This window comes from Streptomyces sp. R41 (assembly GCF_041053055.1).
Taxonomy (GTDB): domain Bacteria; phylum Actinomycetota; class Actinomycetes; order Streptomycetales; family Streptomycetaceae; genus Streptomyces.
Genome location: NZ_CP163443.1, coordinates 4,469,878 through 4,493,668 on the forward strand (window position 1 = coordinate 4,469,878; position 23,791 = coordinate 4,493,668).

At 70.2% G+C, this 23,791-nt stretch carries 20 protein-coding genes and 1 tRNA gene; 13 read left to right on the top strand and 8 right to left on the bottom strand.

Features of this window, described 5'->3' with window-relative positions; all coding sequences use genetic code 11:
- Positions 1 to 10 precede the first annotated feature (10 nt).
- Complete coding sequence (locus AB5J53_RS20475) at positions 11 to 943, top strand: ABC transporter substrate-binding protein (RefSeq protein WP_369247103.1); 933 nt, start codon at positions 11 to 13, stop codon at positions 941 to 943.
- Positions 944 to 1,075: 132 nt separating this feature from the next.
- On the opposite strand, the gene AB5J53_RS20480 is transcribed toward AB5J53_RS20475, so the two are convergent.
- Together AB5J53_RS20480 and AB5J53_RS20485 are read right to left on the bottom strand one after the other, a co-directional pair.
- On the bottom strand, positions 1,076 to 1,426 hold the full coding sequence (locus AB5J53_RS20480) for a DUF1330 domain-containing protein (RefSeq protein ID WP_369247104.1): 351 nt from the start codon (positions 1,424 to 1,426) through the stop codon (positions 1,076 to 1,078).
- Positions 1,427 to 1,620: 194 nt separating this feature from the next.
- Positions 1,621 to 2,625 (bottom strand): LacI family DNA-binding transcriptional regulator, encoded by a 1,005-nt coding sequence (locus tag AB5J53_RS20485; protein ID WP_369247105.1) that lies wholly within the window; start codon positions 2,623 to 2,625, stop codon positions 1,621 to 1,623.
- A gap of 223 nt (positions 2,626 to 2,848) precedes the next feature.
- Between AB5J53_RS20485 and AB5J53_RS20490 the strand changes: the two genes are divergently transcribed.
- From AB5J53_RS20490 to AB5J53_RS20515, 6 genes are all read left to right on the top strand, one after another.
- Entirely contained in the window at positions 2,849 to 3,739 is an 891-nt protein-coding gene (locus tag AB5J53_RS20490; RefSeq protein ID WP_369247106.1) for an amidohydrolase, read from the top strand.
- 45 nt (positions 3,740 to 3,784) lie between these two features.
- Entirely contained in the window at positions 3,785 to 4,285 is a 501-nt protein-coding gene (locus AB5J53_RS20495) for a cysteine dioxygenase family protein (protein ID WP_369247107.1), read from the top strand.
- A gap of 111 nt (positions 4,286 to 4,396) precedes the next feature.
- Positions 4,397 to 5,815: a cytosine permease gene (locus tag AB5J53_RS20500; RefSeq protein WP_369247108.1), complete on the top strand. Its 1,419-nt coding sequence runs from the start codon at positions 4,397 to 4,399 to the stop codon at positions 5,813 to 5,815.
- Between the two features lie 103 nt (positions 5,816 to 5,918).
- On the top strand, positions 5,919 to 6,587 hold the full coding sequence (locus AB5J53_RS20505; protein WP_369247109.1) for a carbonic anhydrase: 669 nt from the start codon (positions 5,919 to 5,921) through the stop codon (positions 6,585 to 6,587).
- Between the two features lie 668 nt (positions 6,588 to 7,255).
- Positions 7,256 to 8,869, top strand: a complete 1,614-nt coding sequence (locus tag AB5J53_RS20510) for a SulP family inorganic anion transporter (protein WP_369247110.1) — start codon at positions 7,256 to 7,258, stop codon at positions 8,867 to 8,869.
- A gap of 10 nt (positions 8,870 to 8,879) precedes the next feature.
- Complete coding sequence (locus AB5J53_RS20515) at positions 8,880 to 9,317, top strand: hypothetical protein (RefSeq protein ID WP_369247111.1); 438 nt, start codon at positions 8,880 to 8,882, stop codon at positions 9,315 to 9,317.
- Positions 9,318 to 9,799: 482 nt separating this feature from the next.
- On the opposite strand, the gene AB5J53_RS20520 is transcribed toward AB5J53_RS20515, so the two are convergent.
- Entirely contained in the window at positions 9,800 to 11,194 is a 1,395-nt protein-coding gene (locus AB5J53_RS20520) for a cystathionine beta-synthase (protein WP_369247112.1), read from the bottom strand.
- A 143-nt stretch (positions 11,195 to 11,337) separates the two neighbouring features.
- Here AB5J53_RS20520 and AB5J53_RS20525 point away from each other — a divergent pair, with 143 nt between their 5' ends.
- From AB5J53_RS20525 to AB5J53_RS20535, 3 genes are all read left to right on the top strand, one after another.
- On the top strand, positions 11,338 to 12,357 hold the full coding sequence (locus tag AB5J53_RS20525; protein WP_369247113.1) for an SGNH/GDSL hydrolase family protein: 1,020 nt from the start codon (positions 11,338 to 11,340) through the stop codon (positions 12,355 to 12,357).
- 352 nt (positions 12,358 to 12,709) lie between these two features.
- Positions 12,710 to 13,930: an acetyl-CoA C-acetyltransferase gene (locus AB5J53_RS20530; RefSeq protein WP_369247114.1), complete on the top strand. Its 1,221-nt coding sequence runs from the start codon at positions 12,710 to 12,712 to the stop codon at positions 13,928 to 13,930.
- Positions 13,931 to 14,215: 285 nt separating this feature from the next.
- Complete coding sequence (locus AB5J53_RS20535; protein WP_369247115.1) at positions 14,216 to 14,998, top strand: hypothetical protein; 783 nt, start codon at positions 14,216 to 14,218, stop codon at positions 14,996 to 14,998.
- A gap of 153 nt (positions 14,999 to 15,151) precedes the next feature.
- On the opposite strand, the gene AB5J53_RS20540 is transcribed toward AB5J53_RS20535, so the two are convergent.
- Positions 15,152 to 15,463, bottom strand: coding sequence for a hypothetical protein (locus AB5J53_RS20540; RefSeq protein WP_369247116.1), 312 nt, complete (start codon positions 15,461 to 15,463; stop codon positions 15,152 to 15,154).
- A 104-nt stretch (positions 15,464 to 15,567) separates the two neighbouring features.
- Between AB5J53_RS20540 and AB5J53_RS20545 the strand changes: the two genes are divergently transcribed.
- The gene (locus AB5J53_RS20545; RefSeq protein WP_362506619.1) at positions 15,568 to 15,798 is read left to right on the top strand and encodes a DUF4287 domain-containing protein; all 231 of its coding nucleotides are present in this window, start codon (positions 15,568 to 15,570) and stop codon (positions 15,796 to 15,798) included.
- Between the two features lie 141 nt (positions 15,799 to 15,939).
- On the opposite strand, the gene AB5J53_RS20550 is transcribed toward AB5J53_RS20545, so the two are convergent.
- From AB5J53_RS20550 to AB5J53_RS20560, 3 genes are all read right to left on the bottom strand, one after another.
- Complete coding sequence (locus tag AB5J53_RS20550; RefSeq protein ID WP_369247117.1) at positions 15,940 to 16,842, bottom strand: Bax inhibitor-1/YccA family protein; 903 nt, start codon at positions 16,840 to 16,842, stop codon at positions 15,940 to 15,942.
- Between the two features lie 209 nt (positions 16,843 to 17,051).
- Positions 17,052 to 18,227 carry a 4-hydroxybenzoate 3-monooxygenase gene (locus tag AB5J53_RS20555; RefSeq protein ID WP_369247118.1) on the bottom strand — a complete coding sequence of 392 codons (1,176 nt, stop codon included), beginning with the start codon at positions 18,225 to 18,227 and terminating at the stop codon, positions 17,052 to 17,054.
- A 145-nt stretch (positions 18,228 to 18,372) separates the two neighbouring features.
- Positions 18,373 to 18,455 (bottom strand) — tRNA-Leu (locus AB5J53_RS20560).
- A gap of 425 nt (positions 18,456 to 18,880) precedes the next feature.
- Between AB5J53_RS20560 and AB5J53_RS20565 the strand changes: the two genes are divergently transcribed.
- Positions 18,881 to 19,651, top strand: a complete 771-nt coding sequence (locus AB5J53_RS20565) for an ABC transporter ATP-binding protein (RefSeq protein WP_369247119.1) — start codon at positions 18,881 to 18,883, stop codon at positions 19,649 to 19,651.
- Positions 19,652 to 19,710: 59 nt separating this feature from the next.
- Complete coding sequence (locus AB5J53_RS20570; RefSeq protein WP_369247120.1) at positions 19,711 to 22,242, top strand: ABC transporter permease; 2,532 nt, start codon at positions 19,711 to 19,713, stop codon at positions 22,240 to 22,242.
- An 83-nt stretch (positions 22,243 to 22,325) separates the two neighbouring features.
- On the opposite strand, the gene AB5J53_RS20575 is transcribed toward AB5J53_RS20570, so the two are convergent.
- On the bottom strand, positions 22,326 to 23,618 hold the full coding sequence (locus tag AB5J53_RS20575) for a class I SAM-dependent methyltransferase (RefSeq protein ID WP_369247121.1): 1,293 nt from the start codon (positions 23,616 to 23,618) through the stop codon (positions 22,326 to 22,328).
- Positions 23,619 to 23,791: the final 173 nt, after the last annotated feature.

The following is a 23,791-nucleotide window of genomic DNA, read 5'->3' on the forward strand; positions in this document are numbered from 1 at the left end:
CCGAAGAACCATGAACCGTAGGACTCTGCTCGGCGGCCTCTTCGCCGCCGCCTCCGTCCCCGCCCTCGCCGCCTGCGGCAGCGGCATCACCTCGCTCGACGGCTCCGGCAACGCGGGCAGCGGCGGCTCCGGATCGAGCGCCGGCGGCGTGACCATCGGCACCGCCAACTTCTCCGAGAACCAGATACTCGGCTACCTGTACGCGGGCGTGCTGGGGGCCGCGGGAGTCAAGACGAAGGTCCGCCCCAACCTCGGCTCGCGCGAGATCGTCGTCCCCGCGCTCAAGAGCGGCGACATCGACCTGCTCCCCGAGTACCAGGGCAGCCTCCTCCTCTACCTGGACGAGAAGGCCACGGACACCGAGGCGGGCGCGATGCAGAACACGCTGACCACCGTCCTCCCCAGCGGCCTCGAAGTCCTCCCGTACGCGGCGGCCGAGGACCGCGACAGCTTCGCCGTCACCAAGGAGACCGCCGACAAGTACGGCCTCACCTCCCTCGCCGACCTGCGCAAGGCCAACGGCAAGCTGATCCTCGGCGCCGCGGCCGAGATGAAGAAGCGTGTCGTCGGCGTCGTGGGCCTCAAGGACCGCTACGGCGTGGAGTTCAAGGAGTTCAAGTCCCTCGACTCCTCCGGCCCCCTGGTCAAGGGCGCCCTGAAGAAGGGCGACATCGACGTGGCCAACGTCTTCACCACGGACGTGGACGTCATCGAGAACGGCTGGGTGGTCCTGACGGACCCCCTGAACCTGATCCCGTCCCAGCACATCGTCCCCCTCATCGCCTCCCGCAAGGCCGACGCCAAGGTCCGCAAGGCCCTCGCGACCCTCGGCAACGTCCTCACCTCCGAGGAACTCACCAAGCTCAACCGCCTGGTGGACAAGGACAAGAAGGACCCGGACGAGGTCGCGAACGCCTGGCTGAAGGGGAAGAAGCTGGCGTGAGGGTTGAACTGCCGGGCGGTTCAAGGTGTTTCAGCCCGTCCGGCATTTCTTCGAGGACGAGACCGCCGGCCCACGACGGCTCGCAACAACAAGCGCACGCTGCACGGGACTTCGGGGACGGCGCCGAGGGAGTCATCGGCCCGGCGCCATCACCGCCCTGAGCTCCGCCGCTGTCTTCTTCGCGTCGTAGTCGGCCGCAACGCCGTCCACGAACAACAAGTTGCCCTCGATGTGGTCTTTGCGCAGCGGCAGGATCTCCTGATACGCGGGGGACGCGTACCACGCCTTGATGCTGTCCATGTCGGGGAACTCGACGACGACGATGTCACCCGGCCATTCCCCCTCCACCACTTCGGCCCGGGCGCCATGAACGAGGAACCGGCCGCCGAACGCGGCGAAGGTGTCCTGGACCTGTTCGATGTAGGTCAGGATGTCCTCGTTCAGGCCGGTCGGGAACAGGTTGCATATCGCGTACGCGGACATGAGCCCTCCTTCGGTGGGTGACACCCCGGCGGTCGGCGATGCCGAGCGGTTGCCATGAAGCCTGCCGTACCGCGGGAGCGCGGTCGATTACCTCCGGGGTAAGCCCTGCCACGCGGACAGACCTCGACCGCCTTCACTCCCGCCCGCTGCGGACAGGGGGCCGATCCGGGCGTAACCGTCACGGAAGCACGGCCCTACACCCGCACCGCCGACCCCCGCTCACTCATCCGGGGCGCGCAAAGAATCCGCTTCTTCCGCACCCGCTTCCCCTCGATCGCCGCGACGGTCAGTCGGGCCGCCTCCGCGGCGATCTCGGCGAGCCCCCAGTCGACGGTGGTCAGCGGCGGCGTGAGGACGCGTGAGACGGGGTGATCGTCGAAGCCGACCACGGAGACGTCGCGGCCGACTTCGAGCGATGCCTCGGCCGCGGCCGCGTACACCCCGTACGCGAGGGAGTCGGAGAAGCAGAAGACGGCGGTCGCGGGGCGCGCGCCGTCCAGGACGCGCCGTGCCACCACCGTCGCCTCGCCCAGCTCCTGAGGGCAGGGGACCAGTTCGGCCCGCAGGCCGAGGCGGTCGGCGGCCTCGCGGACATATACGTCGGCGGGGCGGTCCGGCGTACTCGGGCGGGTCGGGGTCAGTACGGTCACCCGGCGGTGACCGAGGCCGTGCAGGTACTCCAGTACGGCGTCGATGCCGGCCCTGTTGTCGAAGATGACCTGTCCGGCGGTGCGGGCGGCACTGAGCGAGTCGCCGACGGCCACCACCGGCAGCGCGTCGGCGATCGCGGCCCAGCCCTCGGCCGAGGGGTTGACGGGAGACACCAGCAGCGCGTCGACGCGCTGGTCGCGCAGCTGCTTGGCGAGGGCCAGCTCGCGGTCGGGGTCGCCGCCCGCGTCAAGGATCAGCGCGTAGCGGTCGCCGGCAAGGAGTTCCCGGCCAATAGCGGCCATGAGCTGCTGCTGCCACAGGTCCTGGAGGTCGCCCGCGAGGACGCCGACCATGCTGGTGCGGCCGCTGGCGAGGGCGCGCGCGATGGGGTCGGCCTCGTAGCCGAGCTCGGCGGCGGCCTTGCGTACCCGCTCCTCGGTCTCCTTCGAGACATGCTTGCCGCGCAGGGCATAGGAGACGGCGGCGGTGGAGAGGCCCGTGGCCTCGGCCACCTCCCGGAGGGTGGTGCGCTTGTTGGGCCTGGCCATGCCGGGAAGCCTACCGGGCCCCGTCCGCATTGTGGGCATGCGGCGCCGTCCGCTCCAGGGGCGCACGGTTGACAGAGGGGCTTGTTAACCGCTTAAGTTAACCGCATAAGTGAAGCGGTTAACCACACTCAGACCAGTCAGACCACCTTTCCCCTCAGACCACCTTTCCCCTCAGACCACCCCTCCCCGAAGATCGAGGACCCGAAGACCCGAGGACCGCCGCGTGCCCACCGACGTCCACCAGCACATCTGGCCGCCCGCCTTCATCGAGCTGCTGCGTGCCCGCACCACGCCGCCGTACCTCGACGGCTGGACCCTGCATCTGGAGGGCGAGCCGCCGTACGAGGTCGACCCGGCCGACCACGACATCGCGGCCCGCACCGAGCTGGCCCGCGCCGACGGCCTCGACCTGGCCCTGGTCTCCCTGTCCAGCCCGCTGGGCATCGAGTACCTGGCGCCCGCCGAGGCCGGGGAACTCCTGACCGCCTTCCACGACGGCGCCCTCGCCCTCCCCGCACCTTTCGGCGCCTGGGCCTCGCCCTGTCTGACGGCACCGGACCCGGAGGCGGTCGCCCGCGAGCTGAGCCGCGGCTGCGTGGGGCTCCAACTCCCCGCCACGGCCCTGCTCGACGCGCCCGGCTGGGACCGCTGCGCCCCTCACCTCGACGTCCTCACCCGCCACGACAAGCCCCTCTTCATCCACCCGGGCGCCGCGCCGCCCACCCCCGACGCCCCGCCGTGGTGGCCCGCCCTGGTCCCCTACCTGCACCAGATGCACGCGTCCTGGTTCGCCTTCCGCGCCTTCGGCCGCGCCCGGCACCCGCGCCTGCGCGTCTGTTTCGCCGCCCTCGCGGGCCTGGCCCCGCTGCACGGCGAACGGCTCGCGGCCCGTGGCGGAGGGCGCGGCGAGATCGACTTCGACGCCTTCTACGAGACGTCGTCCTACGGAACGCGCGCCGTGGACGCGCTCGTCCGGGCCGTCGGCATCGACGTGGTCGTCACCGGCAGCGACCGCCCCTACGCAACCCCCGTCATCCCCGACCTCGGCGCGGACGCCGCCGTCCACGCCCTGCGCACCGTCAACCCCGCCCGTCTGCTGCGCGGCCACGCCTGAGCCACGCCACGCGGCCGACACGACACGACACGAGAGGAGCCATCCATGACGTACGAGGCCCTGCCGCACCGCACGCTCGACAAGCGCGAACTCCAGGCGCTTGTCGACGATCTCGCCGTCCGCCCCGACCTCTGGCGCGAACAGGTCGCCTTCTCCGACGAGGAGCGGCACTACGCGTCCCTGTACCGCGACGAGTACGTCGACGTCTGGCTGCTGTGCTGGACCCGGCAGAACGACACCGGCTGGCACGACCACGACATCTCCTCCGGCGCGGTCGCCGTCGTCCAGGGCGCGCTGAACGAGTCCAACCCGCGCATAGGCGGCAGCCATGTGTCCGTCACCGTCGGCGCGGGCGAGTCGTTCCACTTCGGCCCCGAGCACATCCACCGCCTCACCGGCGCCACCGACGACGCGGTCTCGATCCACGCGTACTCGCCGCCGCTGTGGCGCCTCGGCCAGTACGACATCACCGACGACGGTCTGATGCGCCGGATCTCCGTCTCGTACGCCGACGAACTGCGTCCGCTGGACACTCCGGCCGCCTGAAATGCCCACTACGCCCCACTCGGCAACCATGATTTAACTCCGAACCATTGACCTTCCATTCACTCTCACCGAACCTGCATGGAGTCATACAGAGCGGTGAGAGGACGGGCCATGGCGGAACTGGTGGAGCAGCGCTCGATCGATGTCGTGCCGGACGGCGAACGGCACGGCACCGCCTTTTCCCAGTTCACGTTGTGGCTCGGAGCCAACCTCCAGATCACCGCCGTGGTCACCGGCGCGCTCGCGGTCGTCTTCGGCGGTGACGTGGTCTGGTCGATCGTCGGGCTGCTGATCGGCAATCTGCTCGGCGGTGCGGTCATGGCGCTGCACTCGGCACAGGGCCCCAAGCTCGGACTGCCCCAAATGATCCAGTCCCGCGCGCAGTTCGGGGTGCGCGGAGCCGTTGTCCCGCTGCTCCTCGTGATCGTGATGTACGTCGGCTTCTTCGCCAGCGGCAGCGTGCTGGCCGGTCAGGCGGTCGGCGAGCTGACACACACCGGCGACACGACCGGAATCGTGGTCTTCGCCGCCGTCACGGCGGTGACGGCCGCGGTCGGCTACCGGGTCATCCACGCCCTCGGCCGGGTGGCGAGCGTGATCTGCGCGCTCGCCTTCGTGTATCTCGGGATACGGCTGCTGGACCGGGCCGACGTCGGCGCGCTGCTCGGCGACGCCCACTTCTCGCTGCCCATGTTCCTGCTGGCCATGTCGCTGTCCGCGTCCTGGCAGCTGGCCTTCGGGCCGTACGTCGCCGACTACTCGCGCTATCTGCCGCGTACGACGTCGGGGCGGGCCACCTTCTGGTGGACCCTGTCGGGCTCGGCCGTCGGCTCGCAGTGGTCGATGACCTTCGGGGTGCTCGTCGCGGCCACCGCGGGCGAGAAGTTCCTTGCGAGCCAGGTCGGTTACGTCGTCGCCCTCGGCGGTACCGGCCTCGTCGCGTCCTTCTTCTACTTCGTGATCGCGCTCGGCAAGCTGACCATCAACGTGCTCAACACGTACGGCGGCTTCATGTCGATGGTCACCGGTATCAGCGGCTTCCGGGGGCAGCGGGTGCTCTCGCGGCGCGGCCGGGCGGCGTACATCGGTCTGATCATGGTGGCCGGCACGGCGGTCGCCCTGCTCGGCAAGGACAGCTTCCTGTCCTCGTTCAAGGACTTCCTCCTCTTCCTGCTGACCTTCTTCACGCCGTGGTCGGCGATCAACCTGGTCGACTACTACCTGATCTCGAAGGAGCGGTACGACATCCCGGCCCTCTTCGACCCCAACGGCCGCTACGGAGCGTGGCGCTGGGACGCGCTCGGGGTGTACGCGGCGGGGCTGCTCGCCCAGCTTCCCTTCCTCGCGACGAGCTTCTACACGGGCCCGTTGGTGGAGCCGCTGGGCGGTGCGGACGTGTCGTGGATCGTGGGTCTGGCCGTACCGGCGCTGCTGTATTGGCTGGTCGCACGGCGCAACACGGCGCACATCCCGGAGCGGACGGCGTATCCGCCGGTTCCCGATCAAGAGCCGGTATCGCCGCGGCGATGATCTGACGACGAATCAACCAAGTGTCGTTAAACGGCCACTCAGGGTGAATGTTCCTGTGCGTACGGTGAATGAGCGCTACACGAACAACTCCTGAGGGAGCGTCATGCCCTCGAACCGCAGGGCCTTTCTGGCGGCGACCACCGCCGCGCTCACCGCGACGCCGGCCGCTTCGGCCGCCGCCGCGCCGCATCCACACCCACATCCGACGACCGCCCGTGGGGCCCTCGCCGAACTCCTCGCGGGCAACCGGAGGTACGCCGCCGGACGTTCGCGTCATCCGCACGAGGGGAGTGCTCGGCGGCATGTCCTCGCCGCCGAGCAGCACCCGTTCGCGGTTGTCGTCGGGTGCGTCGACTCCCGTGTGCCGCCCGAGCTGGTCTTCGACCAGGGGCTCGGGGATCTGCTCTGCATAAGGACCGCCGGCCAGGTGCTGGACGAGGCGGTGCTCGGGTCCGTCCAGTACGGGGTCGAGGTTCTGCACATTCCGTTGGTGCTCGTGCTGGGGCACGAGCGGTGCGGGGCCGTTGCGGCGACGCTCGCGCATCTCCGCGACGGGACGCCCGTGCCGGGGCATCTCCGGTTGTTGGTGGACGAGATCATGCCTGCGGCCCGGCGGACCTGGGGTCGGCCCGGGGACTGGGCCGATCTCACCGTGCGGGCGCATGCGGCGTGGGTGCGGGACGCCATCCGGGCGGACCCGGCGTTCGCCTCTGCCGAGGTGGCTGCCGCGCGGTTCGATCTCGACAGCGGGCGGGTTGCCGTGCTGCCGTGAACCGTCGCCGGCCTGAGCCGTTGCTGCCGGGTGCCCTTGCTGTCCTGAGCCCTTGCTGTCCTGAGCCCTTGCTGCCCAGGGGCCTTTGCTGCCCTGAGCCCTTGCTGCAACCGTGCCCGGCGCTGTCGGCTGTGCCCACCCGTTCCGCCCTGCGGAACGACTGCCCACAGCGGGAGCGGGGGGTAGCGGTAGCCGTCGCGGTCTCCGCGTCCGCGCCCACAGCGGTGGCGGTATCTACGGCGGCTGTCGCGTCCGCCACAGCGGGAGCGGGGGGGTAGCGGTAGCAGTTGCGGCCTCCGTGTCCGCGCCCACAGCGGTGGCGGTATCCGTGGCGGCTGTCGCGTCCGCGCCACAGCGGTAGCCGTCGCGGACGCACCGCCCGCGCCGATAACCGCAGCCGTCGCAGAAGCCTCCCCTACAAGCGAAACCCCCGCCCCCGCTCTCGCCCTCGCCCTCGCCCTCGCGGAAGCCACGCCCACAACCGAAGCCGTCGCAGAAGCCCCACCCACTCCCGAAACCACCGCCCTCGCAGAAGCCCCGCCCACAACCGAAGCCCCCGCCATCGCGGAAGCCGCGCCCTCGGCGGTGGCCGTTGTGGCTGCCGTCACCGGTGCCACGCGGTGCGCCCCCTCACCCGCCAACTCCCACGCGAAGAAGCCACACCCCCCATGAAGCGATCCCCCGCCCTTACCCGGGCCCTGTCCGTTCTCCCCGCCCCCGCCGACTTCCTTTCCATGACTCGTGCCCCACGGCGCGACCTCCTCTGTGGGCTCACGGTCGCCGTGGTTGCCCTACCGCTCGCGCTCGGGTTCGGGGTGACCTCCGGGCTCGGGGCCGCGTCCGGACTGGTCACCGCGATCGTCGCGGGGGCGCTGGCCGCGCTGTTCGGTGGGTCGGCGAGACAAGTCAGTGGGCCCACGGGGGCGATGACCGTCGTGCTCGTGCCGATCGTCCACGAGTACGGCGCCGACGGGGTGCTGACCGTCGGGCTGATCGCCGGAGTGATGCTGCTGGCGCTCGCGTTCGCGCGGGCGGGGGCCGCGATGGCGTACGTGCCGGCGCCCGTGATCGCCGGATTCACCGTCGGCATCGCCTGTGTGATCGCGTTGCAGCAGGTGCCGTCGGCGCTGGGCGTACCCGTACCGGGCGGCGACCAGGTCGCCGCGGTGGCGGCGCGGGCGGCGGAGGAGTTCGGGCGGGGCCCGCAGTGGGCGGCGCTCGCGCTGTCGCTGGGGGCGGCGGCGGTGATGCTGGCGGGGGCCCGCTGGCGGCCCGGCGTGCCCTTCTCCCTCGTCGCCGTGGCCGCCGCGACCCTCGTCGCGGAGGGGCTCGGATTGCACGTGGCCCGGATCGGCAGCCTGCCCGCCTCCCTCCCGGCTCCCTCCCTCGCCTTCTTCGACGTCTCCCGCGTGCCGTCCCTCCTCGCGCCCGCCGCCGCGGTCGCCGCCCTCGCCGCGCTGGAGTCCCTCCTGTCCGCCTCCGTGGCGGACGGCATGCGCCCCGGTGAGCGCCACGACCCCGGCAAGGAACTCTTCGGCCAAGGCATCGCCAACCTCGCGGCCCCGCTGTTCGGCGGCGTACCGGCGACGGGAGCCATCGCGCGTACGGCGGTGAACGTCCGTACCGGCGCGGCCTCCCGCCTCGCGGCGCTCACGCACGCGGTGATCCTCGCCGGGATCGTCGCGGCGGCGGCCCCGCTGGTGGCACGGATCCCGCTGGCCTCGCTGGCGGGAGTGCTGCTCGCCACCGCCGTACGGATGGTGGAGACGGACGCCGTACGGGCGATGGCGCGCGCCACCCGCGGGGACGCCCTCGTGCTGGCGCTCACCGCGTTCGCGACGCTCGCCCTCGACCTGGTGCGGGCGGTGCTGCTGGGCCTCGCGGTGTCCGTGCTGCTCGCCCTGCGCGCGGCGGTCCGGGGCACCCGGCTCACCCCCGCCGCGGGCGACGAGGGGCCGGGGTGCGCGGAGGTCACGTATCGCTTCGACGGGCCGCTGCTCTTCGCCGCGGCCCACCGTTTCCGGCGCAGCCTCGCGGATGTGCACGGGGTGTCGGCGGTCGACCTGCGGATGTCGGGGCTGACGGCGGTCGACGCGACGGGCGCGCTGGCGCTGAAGGACGCGGTGGGGGATCTGCGGGGCCGGGGCATCGAGGTCCGCATCACCGGAGTCGAACGGGGTCACCGCAAGGTCCTGGAGTCCCTCGGCGTGCTGCCCTCGGGGGCGCAGCCCAGTTCCAACAGGGGGGCTATCCCCAGTGCCTCGGGGGCCTCGGCTCCCTAACGTAAGCACCATGACCGGTATGGATGCCCGCGGCGACGCCGAACTGAAGAAGGAACTCGACGCCACTCTGCACGCGCGCAGGGAACTGGGTGACGAGTACGAGTCCGCGCTGGTCGACTCGTTCCTGGAGAAGGTCGAGCAGCGCCTCGACGGCGCGGTCGACCGCCGGGTGCGGCGCCAGCTCGCCGAACAGCAGATGGTGGTGGCCCGGGGCTCGCGGTCACCCCAGTCCTCCGACTCCTTCGGCGAGCGTTTCGGCTTCGGGATCGTCTCGCTCGTCCTCGCGGTCCCCTTGTCCGCGATCGGCGGCGGTGTCGCGAACCTGCCGGGCCTGCTGGTCGCCTGGGGCGGCATCGTCGGGGTCAACGTGGTCCAGGCCGCGCGCCTGTCCCCGAACTTCTTCGGCCGCCGCAAGGACAAGTCACAGGCCTCGGACTGGGACGAGTAACCCCCCGGTTGTCGAAGCGACGAACGCCGAAACCACTCATTGAGGAACCACGACGGCGAGAACCAGGTCCGCGAGAGCGGCGCCGGATTAGGCGCAAAAAGGGGCCCCGGCACCTTGACAGGTGCCGGGGCCCTCTTCACGTGTTGCGCGGGGACCGCCGCACCCCCGTTACCGGGGGGCGGGACGACGGCGGTCCCCGCGAGGGACGCGGGCCGGGTCAGGGCCGGGCTTGCGCGTCCTTGGCGTCCATGGAGGTCCGGGAGCCGCTCCGGAGGTCCTTGGCGCCGTTTTCGGTGTCGGCCGGGGCGGGGAGCCGCTCCCGCCCTGCCGACACCCACTAATGTGCCGGACCCGTGTTAAGCGTGTGCTGCGCGGACGTGACGCGCTCGTACCACTTCCGCGAAGTTCCCCGCCGAAAGAGCCGGAAGATCCCTGTCCATGGCGGTACTTCAGGAGATTTCTTGCTGTCTCCCGGCGTATCCCTACTGCTTGGCGCCGCCCTTGGCGAGGAAGGAGAGCAGGTCCTGGCGGCTGACGACGCCGGTGGGCTTGCCCTCGACGAGGACGATCGCGGCGTCGGCGCTGCCGAGCACGGACATCAGGTCGCCGACCGGCTCGCCGGAGCCGACCTGCGGCAGCGGCGCCGACATGTGCTTCTCCAGCGGGTCCTCCAGGGAGGCCCTCTTGGTGAACAGCGCGTCGAGCAGCTCGCGTTCCACGACGGACCCGACGACCTCGGCGGCCATCACGTCCGGGTGCCCGGCGCCCGGCTTGACGATCGGCATCTGCGAGACGCCGTACTCGCGCAGCACCTCGATGGCCTGGCCGACGGTCTCGTCCGGGTGCATGTGGACGAGGGAGGGGATGGCGCCGGGCGCCTTGTCGTTCAGTACGTCGGCGACGCGCGCGCTCGGGCCGGAGTCCTCCAGGAACCCGTAGTCGGCCATCCACTCGTCGTTGAAGATCTTGCTGAGGTAGCCGCGCCCGCTGTCGGGAAGGAGGACGACCACGACATCGTCCGGGCCCAGCCGCTCGGCGACCCGCAGCGCCGCCACGACGGCCATGCCGCAGGAGCCGCCCACGAGCAGCCCCTCTTCCTTCGCGAGCCGCCGCGTCATCTGGAAGGAGTCCTTGTCGGACACGGCGACGATCTCGTCGGCGACGGTCCGGTCGTACGCGGTCGGCCAGAAGTCCTCGCCGACGCCCTCGACGAGATATGGCCGTCCGGAGCCGCCGGAGTACACCGACCCCTCCGGGTCGGCGCCGATCACCTGGACCTTGCCGTCACTGGCGTCCTTCAGGTACCGCCCCGTGCCGGAGATGGTCCCGCCCGTCCCCACACCCGCCACGAAGTGGGTGATCTTCCCCTCCGTCTGCTCCCACAGCTCGGGGCCGGTGGAGTGATAGTGCGAGAGGGGGTTGTTGGGGTTGGAGTACTGGTCCGGCTTCCAGGCGCCGGGCGTCTCGCGCACCAGCCGGTCGGAGACGTTGTAGTACGAGTCCGGGTGCTCGGGATCGACGGCGGTGGGGCAGACGACGACCTCGGCGCCGTACGCGCGCAGCACATTGATCTTGTCGGTGCTCACCTTGTCGGGGCACACGAAGATGCACTTGTACCCCTTCTGCTGAGCGACGATCGCGAGGCCGACGCCCGTGTTTCCACTGGTGGGCTCGACAATCGTGCCCCCCGGCTTGAGGGCGCCGCTCTCCTCCGCGGCCTCGATCATGCGCAGGGCGATGCGGTCCTTCACGGAGCCGCCGGGGTTGAAGTACTCAACCTTCGCCAGGACGGTCGCCTGGATGCCCGCGGTCACGTTGTTGAGCCTCACCAGCGGGGTGTTGCCGACGAGACTGATCATCGAGTCGTGGAATTGCACCGTTGTCTCCGGAGCTGCGTTTTAACAGGAATGGTCCCGTCAGCCTAAGGCCCTGGGGGACCGTTCACGCGCCGTTGAGATTGGCTGACCTGGTCCACGGGGCAAGCAGTGGTTGTACGGCTACGAGGAGGTGGCGGCGACGGATGTCGAGCTTGTCGAGAGCGAGGGTGGCCCGGCGCATCGCGGCGGGCGCGGCGTACGGCGGCGGCGGAATCGGCCTGGTCGGGGCGGCCGCCGTCGGACTGCTACTGGCCGAGGTGCAGCTGGCGAAACGCCACGTCGGCAACGGACACAGTCACGCACCCCGGGCGGACGGCCTGTACGGCTACGCGTACACCGGTCCTGACGATCCGCCCCTCCGCCTGACGATGCTCGGCGACTCCACGGCCGCGGGCCAGGGCGTGCACCGGGCCCGCCAGACACCGGGCGCGCTGCTGGCCTCCGGGCTCGCGGCGGTGGCCGAACAGCCGGTGGAGCTGTGCAACGTGGCGCTGCCCGGGGCGCAGTCGGACGACCTGGACCGCCAGGTGGCGCTCGCCCTCGCGGACACCTCGCGGGTGCCCGACATCTGCGTGATCATGATCGGCGCGAACGATGTGACGCACCGGATGCCGCCGACGCGTTCGGTGCGTCATCTGTCCTCGGCGGTACGGCGGCTGCGCACGGCCGGTGCGGAGGTGGTGGTCGGCACCTGTCCCGACCTGGGGACGGTCGAGCAGGTCCAGCAGCCGTTGCGGTGGCTGGCGCGGCGGGCGTCCCGCCAGCTCGCGGCCGCGCAGACGATCGGCACGATCGAGCAGGGGGGCCGTACGGTGTCGCTGGGCGACCTGCTGGGCCCCGAGTTCGAGGCGAATCCGCGGGAGCTGTTCGGGCCCGACAACTACCACCCCTCCGCGGAGGGGTACGCCACGGCGGCGATGGCGGTGCTCCCGACGGTCTGTGCGGCGCTGGGCCTCTGGCCGGCGGAGGAGGAGCGCCCGGACGTCTCGCGTCGCGAGGGCTTCCTGCCCGTGGCCCGCGCGGCCGCCGAGGCAGCCTCGGAGCCCGGCACAGAGGTCACCGCCGCCATGCCCACGGGCCCGCGCGGCCCCTGGGCTCTCCTGAAGCGCCGCCGGCGCCGCCGCCTCCCCGCCACGGACCCGGCTCCGGCCCCGTCCACCTGACCGCTGGGGGGTTTCTTCGCCCCAGCCCAAACGCCAGACGGGCTGAAACTGGCCGGCGCTGGAGATTTTCAGCCCGTCCGGCGTTCGAGGACGAGGCCGTCAAGGCCGATGGGGGTCCAGGGGGCGCAGCCCCTTGGCGGGGGTTTGGGGGCGGAGCCCCCAAGGAACGGGACGGGTAGGGGCGGAGGGGGCGAAAAACACACCCCGCGCCCCCGGCGCCCCCGCCAGAGAAAAGCAAGCGCTTAGAAAAGTGCGGCCGGAGTCACACACCGACACCCGTGACCTCGACCATACGTACGGGTAACTTCCCAAACAGTCCTGCCAGTCACCCCCGTACGCCAATGGAGCCGTGATGCCCGAAGCCGTGATCGTCTCAGCCGCCCGCTCCCCGATCGGCCGCGCCTTCAAGGGGTCCCTGAAGGACGTACGCCCCGACGACCTGACCGCCACGATCATCCAGACCGCCCTCGCCAAGGTCCCCGAGCTGGACCCGAAGGACATCGACGACCTGATGCTCGGCTGCGGCCTCCCCGGCGGCGAGCAGGGCCACAACCTCGGCCGCATCGTGGCCGTACAGATGGGCATGGACCACCTCCCGGGGTGCACCATCACCCGTTACTGCTCCTCCTCCCTCCAGACCTCCCGCATGGCCCTGCACGCCATCAAGGCGGGCGAGGGCGACGTCTTCATCTCGGCGGGCGTGGAGATGGTGTCGCGGTCCGTCAAGGGCACCTCCGACGGGCTCCCGGACACCCACAACCCCTTCTTCGCCGACGCGGAGGCCCGCACCGTCGCCGTGGCACAGACGGAGGGCTCGACCTGGCACGACCCGCGCGAGGACGGCCTCGTCCCGGACGCGTACATCGCGATGGGCCAGACCGCCGAGAACCTGGCCCGTCTGAAGGGCGTCACCCGCCAGGACATGGACGAGTTCGGCGTCCGCTCGCAGAACCTCGCCGAGGAAGCCATCAAGAACGGCTTCTGGGAGCGCGAGATCACCCCGATCACGACCCCCGACGGCACGGTCGTCAGCAAGGACGACGGCCCGCGCGCGGGCGTGACGCTGGAAGGCGTCCAGGGCCTGAAGCCCGTCTTCCGCCCGGACGGCATGGTCACGGCCGGCAACTGCTGCCCGCTCAACGACGGCGCCGCCGCGCTCGTCATCATGAGCGACACCAAGGCCCGCGAGCTGGGCCTCACCCCGCTCGCCCGCATCGTCTCGACCGGCGTCACCGGCCTCTCTCCCGAGATCATGGGCCTCGGCCCGGTGGAGGCGTCGAAGCAGGCCCTCCGGCGTGCCGGCCTCACCGTCGACGACATCGACCTGTTCGAGATCAACGAGGCGTTCGCCGCCCAGGTGATCCCGAGCTACCGCGACCTGAACATCCCGCTGGACAAGCTGAACGTGAACGGCGGCGCCATCGCCGTCGGCCACCCCTTCGGCATGACCGGCGCCCGCATCACCGGCACGCTCATCAACAGCCTCCAGTTCCACGACAAGCAGTTCGGCCTGGAGACGATGTGCGTCGGCGGCGGCCAGGGCATGGCGATGGTCATCGAGCGCCTCAGCTGATTCCGTACGGGTAACCGCAGTTGAACCCAGCGCGACCGAATCGGCCCAGAGCCCGGTAACCACCGGGACTCTGGGCCGATTTGTGATCCAATCCCCCCCAAGATGTGACCTATCTCCCCCCAGAGAGGCATTTGCGCAGGTCAGAGGCCTTGCGGGCCTAAACATCAAGACCAAAGTCCTGCCCCTTTCGTGACGTTACGCACTGACAGCTCGATGGTCCGCCCTTCAAGCTGATGTAGGAAGTCGGGGGTCGACTTTGGAACCGGGAGTACGTCAGTGAGCGCCATGCCGATTGCTTTGCTGCTCACCACCGCCGCCACCGCGGCCGTGGGCGTCGCCGTTCTGCGCACCCTGCGGGGACTGCGCCGGCAGGTCGCGGCCCTGCGCAGCGAACTCGCCGAGAGCCGCGCCGGTGCCGCGCGCGGCCTCGTGCCCGCGGCCCGCACAGCCGCTGACGCGGACGAGATACGCGCTGCCGTGGCCGAGGCGCTCGCCGAGGAGCGGGAGCGGGAGCTCGCCGAGGCACGGGCGTTCTGGGCCGCCCAGGAGGCACGTGACGCCACGGACATGCCCTCGCTGCTCGGGCTGCCCGACAACGATCTGTTCCTGCCGCGCCCGTCGGACTTCGTGGGCCTGGAGCCCCTGGAGCCGGTGACCGAGGCCGGCCTGGACGCCGAGGAGTTCGCCGGGGACTCCCCCGAACTCGCCGCGGCCCGCCGCCGCCACCCCTCGCACCCCGACTTCGTACCGGTCCAGTCACCCGTCGTCAACGACCATGAGCGCACGGTGGCCTGTCTGGAGGAACTCGCCGAGTCCCGCACGGAGCTGGCTGACGTCCGCCCCGGCCCCCTCGGCACCCTCGACGTCTACGTCTTCGCGGACGGTACGACCCTGTGCATGACGCCGGGTCACCGCGAGACCGCGGAGCAGCTGGCCACGGCCCTGCGCGCCGGCCAGACCCCGGTCCTGCTCGGCGGCTCCGGCGTCTCGGGCGCCTACGCCCTGACCTTCGCGTGCGGCGAGGAGAACGTGTACATCCTGGCGGACCGCGTCATAGCGTCCTTGTAAGAGCGCGCCCACAGGAGCGCCGCAAGGGGCGCGGGGCTCTGACACCGTGCGGCTCCGCCGCGTGGGCGCGACAAGCCACGACGGCCCCGCGGTCGAGAACCGTCCGCCGATACCCGGCGCCACCCAGCGGAGCGCCCTCGCGCTGGAGTCGATTCAGACTCCGGCGCGTTTTTGTGCCTCCGCCACGAGAGTCACCGCCTCAGCCAACTCCCCCTCGTCTTTCAGTGCGACCGCCAAGTCGTGCGCGGCGACAGTGATCTGATCCGCCGCCGCGAACATCCCCGCGTCGGGCATCTCGTGGGGCTCGCACGAAGGATCCTCCAGACGCTGGGCACGCCGTGCCAACTCCCTGGCCAGCCCCAGTGCCTCGGCGGCAGCCCCCCGCTGCAGCCGGCTCTGCGGCGCGGCCCTCAACCGGTCGGCGAAGTGATCCACGGCACGGGTCAAAGGCGTCGTATCAAGCACGCGGCGAGCGTACGCGTCGCAGCAGGACTGTTGCCAACAACCCAACCCTCAGGCACGGTGGCGTGAAGGACCGGCTTACATCCCCTTTGCGTCCGGAGGCGCCGATGTCCCAAGTCTTCTCCGAGGAGACCCATCGCAATCTGCTCGCCCGCATCCCCCACTGCACCGGTCGTGAAGTCTCCGACTGGCTTCGCACCGTCGACGAAGGCCCCGCTCTCTTCCGCTTCGAGGAGAAGGTCAGCTGGCTCCGCGCCGAGCACAATCTCGCGTACGGCCACGCCAAGGCGATCATTCACGAGTACGACCTGAGGAGGGCCGCGCGCAAACTGCTCTGAGCGCGCACCACCGAGACGACAGGCATCCGACGACAGAACGACGAAGGGCCCGCGAACCAGTGGTTCGCGGGCCCTTCGGTTACGTACGGACGACACGTGCTGGGCACGCACTACCGGCTATGACCGGCCTTTTCCGTCGTTTTAGTCGTCGCCGCTGAAGATGGCGACCAGGCGCAGCATCTCGACGTAGATCCAGACGAGGGTCATGGTCAGGCCGAACGCGGCCAGCCAGGCCTCCTCCTTCGGAGCGCCGTACGCGATGCCGTCCTCGATCTGCTTGAAGTCGAGGGTCAGGAAGAACGCGCCGATGAGGATCGCCAGGATGCCGACGATCGCGCCGAGCGGGCCCATGCTGCGCAGTCCGCCGTTCTCGGCGACGCCGAAGACGACCAGCAGCAGGTTGACCGCCGTGACGACGATGAACGCGATGGCGATGGCCATGCCGATGCGCGCGTAACGCGCGGTCACGCGGATCCAGCCCGCCTTGTAGACGAGCAGGGTCGCGCCGGCGACCGCCATGGTGCCCAGGACCGCCTGGAAGGGCGCCCCCGACCACTGGCTGTTGTACATCTCACTGATGACCCCGAGGAAGACGCCCTCGAAGGCGGCGTAACCGAGGATCAGCGCGGGCGAGGCGGTGCGCTTGAAGGACTGCACCATGGCCAGCACGAAGGCGACCAGGGCGGAGCCGATGGCCAGGCCGTAGCTGGTGGACGACACCGGCAGCAGCGCCCAGGCCAGGATGGCGCCGACGGCGACGGTGCCGAGCGTCATGGCCGAGCGCATGACGACGTCGTCCATCGTCATACGGCCGGTGGTGGTGACCGGGGCCTGCGGCGGAGCGCCGTACTGCAGGTCCTGCTGGGCGTACGGGTTCTGCGCGTAGGGGTTGCCGCCCTGCTGGGCGTACGGGTTGCCCTGGGCGTACGGGTTGCCCTGGGTGCCGACAGCGGGTCCCCCGGCCTGCGGCGCCGCGTTGAAGCCCGCGTAGCCGTTGTCGCGGCTGAACCCCCGTCGCGAGAAGACCGGGTTACTGCTCCTCATTTCACTCCTCCATGGCCACCCTTCGTGGCCTTGGCTCAAGAGTAATAGGTAGGCAAAGGATTGACCCTACTGCTTGGGGAGGATCTTTCCCTTGTGGTGCCACGGTACGCGTGTGTCTCTTGCCCTGCCCGCACTGGTACGAAGCCGTGACACCAGCCCTTGTGCCCTCTCAATCCGCCCCGGCCCCCTCTTATTCCGGCTTGTTCCGGTTACTCCAGGGGGAAGCCCGTGTAGCCCTCCGCGAGGTCGGTCTCCGCCGCCCGTGAGCTCGCGACCCGCTCCAGGCGGGCCAGTTGGATGCGGTCCTCGAAGGGGGTCGCGTCGGGGTCGCGGTGCAGCAGGGTCGTCATGTCGTACGAGAACCGCTCGGCCTGCCAGACACGGCGCAGACAGGTCTCGGAGTAGGTGTCGAGCCGCTCGGCCGATCCGGTGTCCCTGAGGTGGATGAGCGCGCGGGCGAAGGTGACGACGTCGCCGACGGCGAGGTTGAGCCCCTTAGCGCCGGTCGGCGGCACGATGTGCGCGGCGTCCCCGGCGAGGAAGACCCGCCCGTGCCGCATGGGCTCGTGGACGTAACTCCGCATCGGGGTGACGGACTTGGAGGTGATGGGCCCCCTTTGGAGCTGCCAGGCGTCGTCCGTCGCGAAGCGCCGCTCCAGCTCGTCCCAGATCTCCTCGTCGCTCCACTCCTGGGCGTCCGTGCCTTGCGGCACCTGGAGGTAGAGCCGGGAGACGGCGGGCGAGCGCATGCTGAGCAGGGCGAAGCCGCGGTCGTGGCGGGCGTAGACCAGCTCGTCGTGCGAGGGCGGGACATCGGCGAGGATGCCGAGCCAGCCGAAGGGGTACGTCCGTTCGAAGACACGGGAGAGCTCGGCCGGTACGGCCTTCCGGGCGACGCCCCAGAATCCGTCGCACCCGACGACGTAGTCGCACTCGAGCACGTCCTCGCGCCCTTCGTACCTGAACCGGACAAGCGGCCGCTCGCTCTCGGCGTCCTGCACGGCGAGCGCCTCGGCCCCGAAGAGCAGCGGGCCACCCTCCTTGAGTTGCAGGGCTATGAGGTCCTTGCACACCTCGGTCTGCGCGTACACCATCACCGAACGCCCGCCGGTGAGCGCGGGAAAGTCGACGCGGTGCCGCTTGCCCGCGAACCGCAGCTCGATCCCGTCGTGGCGCAGCCCCTCCCGGTCCATCCGCTCCGCGGCCCCGGCGGCCCGCAGCACATCCACGGTTCCCTGTTCCAGGATCCCGGCCCGCTGCCGCTGCTCCACATACGCCCGGTCCCGGCTCTCCAGCACCACGGACTCGATCCCCGCGTTGTGCAGCAACCGCGCCAGCAGCAACCCGGCCGGCCCGGCCCCGATGATCCCGACGGTGGTACGCATCGGCACGCCCCTTCGCGTCCTCTGTTCGTCCAGTGAAATTTCCTTCACCATTTCCTGAAGGGAGTCTCCGACCGCATGCGCTTGCTGTCAACGGCCGACGGCGAAGTCTCTCCCGAAGGCCGCGGCCGAGGTGAGAGGTCGGAGGTGCCCGGAACCGGACTTGAACCGGTACGCCCGCGAGGGGCAGCGAGGTTTAAGCTCGCCGTGTCTGCATTCCACCATCCGGGCAGGCCATGGGCTCCGCATCGAGGTTCCGAGCCTATCGGGGCGCATCCCCCGAACAGCGGACGGGCGGCCCGATGTTGTCTTATTTTATTGACGTCTGAGGGTGCATCAGCCCTCGGTACGGGCCATCCGCACTTGCCAACAGCCTTTCGGACGCCCCAGGGCGGCGTATACGGAATGACGGAATTTCACCGTCCGAACGCACCGTCCGAACGCGCGGCCTCCACCACGTCGCCCCTGCGGGTGCCGAGGCCGTACCCGGAGACCGCTCAGGGAAGCCCCGTCATCCCCAGGTATGACACGACCGCTCCCGGTCCGACCGCAGGCTGCCCCCGGAACCGGAACAGCGGCTGACTACAGCGCGCGGATCGCATCCGACGATGGGACAGACCCCAAAAACGTCGTCGTCCCGACAGGAGCACCCTCCCGTGACCACCACTCCCCTCGCCGGCCGAACCACCGCTGTGGCAGCCCGTGCCACGGAACTGTCGAAGGTCTACGGACAGGGCGAGACCCAGGTGGTCGCCCTCGACCGGGTCACCGTCGACTTCCGCCAGGCCGAGTTCACCGCGATCATGGGTCCCTCCGGGTCCGGCAAGTCCACGCTGATGCACTGCGTGGCGGGCCTGGACACCTTCAGCAGCGGCTCCGCACGCATCGGCGAGACCGAGCTGGGCTCCCTCAAGGACAAGCAGCTCACCAAGCTCCGCCGGGACAAAATCGGCTTCATCTTCCAGGCGTTCAACCTGCTGCCGACCCTGACGGCCCTGGAGAACATCACGCTCCCGATGGACATCGCGGGCCGCAAGGCGGACAAGGAGTGGCTGGAGACGGTCATCAAGATGATCGGCCTCGCCGACCGCCTCGGCCACCGCCCCTCCCAGCTCTCCGGCGGCCAGCAGCAGCGCGTCGCCGTGGCCCGCGCCCTCGCCTCCCGGCCCGACATCATCTTCGGCGACGAGCCGACCGGAAACCTCGACTCCCGCTCCGGCGCGGAGGTGCTGGGCTTCCTGCGCAACTCCGTACGGGAGTTGGGGCAGACCGTGGTGATGGTGACCCACGACCCGGTGGCGGCGGCGTACGCGGACCGCGTGGTCTTCCTCGCGGACGGACGGATCGTCGACGAGGTGTACGAGCCGACGGCCGACTCGGTCCTGGACCGCATGAAGCAGTTCGACGGCAAGGGCCGCACGAGCTGACCCACGCCGGATCCCCTCAACTCCCTGCGTCTTCCCGCGATCCCCTGGACTGAGAAACCATGTTCCGTACCGCCTTGCGCAACGTACTCGCGCACAAGGCCAGGCTCCTGATGACCGTGCTCGCCGTGATGCTCGGCGTGGCGTTCGTGTCGGGGACCCTGGTCTTCACCAACACCATCTCGGACGCCTACCAGAAGAGCTCCGCCAAGGGCTTCGACCAGGTCGACGTCGCCATCCAGCCGGAGAGCCGGGCGGACGAGGGCGACACGGTCGGCAAGACGGCGAAGCTCACGCAGCCGCTGCTCGACAAGGCCGCCAAGGTCCCGGGCGCCGCCTCCGCCATCGGCGTCGTGAACGGCTTCACCGCCATCGCCGACAAGGACGGCAAGCTCATCGGCGGCGGCTTCCAGTCGCAGGGCGGGAACTACTGGGGGGCCAAGGACCCCCGGTATCCGCTGACGAGCGGTCACGCGCCCAAGGGGACGGGCGAGATCGCGATCGACTCGGAGACCGCGAAGCGAGCGGGCTACAAGGTCGGCGACACCGTACGGCTGTCCGTCGACGGGCCCGTCCTCACGCCCACCGTCACCGGCATCTTCACCACCGACGACGGCAACGTCGCCGCGGGCGGCAGCCTCGCCCTGTTCGACACGGCGACCGCGCAGAAGCTCTTCCACTCAGTCGGCTCCTACGACGAGATCGACGTGAAGGCGGCGCCGGGCACCAGCCAGACCGCGCTGCGCAATGCCCTGGACGACGTCGTGCCGAAGGACGTCGCCTCCACCACCACCGGTCAGCGGCTCGCCGACGACCAGGCCGAGCAGATCTCCTCCGCGATGAGCGGCATGAAGACGGGCCTGCTGGTCTTCGCCGGTATCGCGCTCTTCGTCGGCACGTTCATCATCGCCAACACCTTCACCATGCTGGTCGCCCAGCGCACCAAGGAGCTGGCCCTGCTGCGCGCCGTCGGCGCCTCCCGCAAGCAGGTCACCCGGTCCGTCCTCATCGAGGCGTTCGTCGTCGGCGCGGTCGCGGCTGTCGCGGGTCTGGCCGCGGGCATCGGCATCGGGGCGGGCATGCGCTCCCTGATGGGCACGCTCGGCGCCACCGTGCCGGACGGGCCACTGGTCATCTCGCCGGGCACGGTCGCCACGGCCCTGCTGGTCGGCGTCCTCATCACGATGCTGGCCGCCTGGCTGCCGGGCCGCCGCGCCGCGAAGATCCCGCCGGTCGCCGCGATGAGCAGCGTGCACGCGAAGGCGACGACGAAGTCACTGGTGCTGCGGAACACGATCGGCGCCCTGTTCGCCGCCGCGGGCGTCGCCGTGGTCCTCTACGCGACGACCATGGACGGCTCGGACGGACAGGCCCCGATGGGCTTCGGCGCGGTCCTGCTGATCATCGGCGTCTTCGTCCTCACCCCGCTGCTGTCCCGCCCGCTGATCGCGGCGGCGGCCCCGGTGCTCCGTATCTTCGGGGTCTCCGGCAAGCTGGCCCGCCAGAACTCGGTCCGCAACCCGCGCCGGACGGCCGCCACCGCCTCCGCCCTGATGATCGGCCTCACCCTCATCACCGGCATGACGGTGATGGCGGGCAGCCTGCAGAAGTCGATCGACAAGATGGCCAGCTCCGCGCTCAAGGCGGACTACGTCGTCTCCATGGCGAACGGCAACTCCCTCTCGCCGGACGTCGAGAAGAAGCTCGCCGGCGTCGACGGGGTCACGGACATCAGCTCCCTGCGCGACGCGCCCTCACGCATCGACCAGCAGACCGAGTACCTGACCGGCGTCAACAGCGCGGCCATCACCAAGCTCACCGACCTCACGATCAGCGACGGGACCTTCAGGGTCGGCGGCGAGCGGATCGTCGTGGACAAGGACACCGCCGAGTCGCACGGCTGGAAGGCCGGTTCGCACTTCACGGTCTCGTACGAGGACGGGAAGAAGGGGAAGCTGTCCGTCGCCGGTGTCTATGAGGGCAACGAGATGATCCACGGCATCATCGTGGACAACGCGATGCTGTCGCCCCACCTGACCGGCACCGCCTCCGACATGCAGGTCATGCTGAAGACGTCGAACGGCACGTCGGACGCGGCCAAGGACAAGCTGGAGAAGGCCCTCGGCGACAACCCGGCCATCAAGGTCCAGGACAAGCAGGACATCTCCAACGGCATCGCGCAGATGTTCACCCTGATGCTGAACATGCTCTACGGCCTGCTCGCCATGGCGGTCATCGTCGCCGTCCTCGGCGTCATCAACACCCTCGCCATGTCGGTCTTCGAGCGCTCGCAGGAGATCGGGATGCTGCGCGCGATCGGCCTGGACCGCAAGGGCATCAAGCGCATGGTCCGCCTGGAGTCCCTGGTCATCTCGCTCTTCGGCGGCGTCCTCGGCATCGGCCTGGGTGTCTTCTTCGGCTGGGCGGCCGGTGAGCTGCTGGGCAGCAAGATGGCGACGTACGAACTGGTGCTGCCCTGGGCCCGGATGGGGATCTTCCTCCTCCTGGCGGCGACGGTCGGCGTCCTGGCGGCGCTGTGGCCGGCCCGGCGGGCGGCTCGCCTGAACATGCTGACGGCGATCAAGTCGGAGTAGCGCTTCTCGGCGGTACGAGAGAGGGGCCCCGTTCCGGGCGGAACGGGGCCCCTCTCTCGTACGTACGTCTCTCCTGCGTCAGGTCATGAACCCCAGGTACGCGCCCGCAGCGGCATCCCTGAGGCACCGGACGCCTCCGGTGTCCTGACCGCCAGTACCTGGTTGACGCCGATGCGGTTGCGCTCGAAGGCGACCGCGCTGGCCGCCATGTACAGCCGCCAGACGCGGGCCCGCGCGGGGCTGGTGAGCTTGACGGCCCGCGCCCACTGCGCCTCCAGGTTGGCGACCCAGCGGCGCAGGGTGAGCGCGTAGTGCTCGCGGATGGACTCCACGTCGCGCACCTCGAACCCGGCACGCTCCAGCTGCGTCACGGTCGTGCCGATGGGCGCGAGCTCGCCGTCCGGGAAGACGTACGCGTCGATGAACTCGTCCACGGAGTACGCCGATTCGTCGCGCCGCGGCCGCCGCGCGATCTGGTGGTTGAGCAACCGACCGCCGGGCTTGAGGAGCTGGTAGAGCACCTCGGCGTACTCCAAGTAGCGCTCGGCGCCGACGTGTTCGGCCATTCCGATGGAGGAGATGGCGTCGTAGGGCCCGTCGATGACGTCCCGGTAGTCCTGCACGCGGATCTCGACCTTGTCGGTCAGCCCCTCGTCGGCGACCCGCTTACGGGCGTACGCGGCCTGCTCCTGCGACAGGGTCACGCCGACGACGCTCACGCCGTGCTCGCGGGCCGCGTGGATGGCCATCGAACCCCAGCCGCAGCCGACGTCGAGCAGCCGCTGACCGGGCTTCAGGTCGAGTTTGCGCGCGATGAGTTCGAGCTTGTCGCGCTGGGCCTCCTCGAGGGTGCCGCCGTCCTCCCAGTAGGCGCACGAGTAGACCATGGACGATCCGAGGACGATCTCGTAGAAGTCGTTCCCCACGTCGTAGTGGTGGCTGATGGCCCGCTTGTCGCTGCGCTTGGTGTGCAGGTGGCGGCGTCTGCGGATCTCCTCTCGGGGCGGGGAGGGCGGCAGCGGGGGCCCGGCCATCTTCACCAGACCCCGTACGGCGGCGCGCACCTCGGGGTCGCGCAGCGCCTCCCCGACTCCCCTGGCGTCCTCGCCCCGCTCCCACACCAGCCCGGACATCAGGTCCAGGGCGGTGTACAGGTCGCCCTCCACCCCCAGGTCTCCGGCAACCCAGGCCCGGGCGAGCCCCAACTCGCCCGGTTTCCACAGCAGCCGGCGCACGGCCTTTCGGTTGCGTACGACGAGGGCGGGGGCGTCGGGGGGGCCCGCTTCCGAACCGTCCCAGGCGCGGATGCGCAGCGGGAGCGGGACCCCCAGCAACTGTTCGACAAGGCTCTTCAGCCGCGGCGCGGCGTCCTGCATGGCGTACACCTCCGAGACAACACTCCCGAACGCTCCAACACCACGTAAACACCAACGGGCCTGCTGCGCAGTCCCCCTTCCGCGTTACAGCTGAGCAAAATAGCTGTAGCGGCCACGCGTTTTTCGCCCCCGCCGCCCCTGTCCGACCCGTCCCTGGGGGCTGCCGCCCCCTG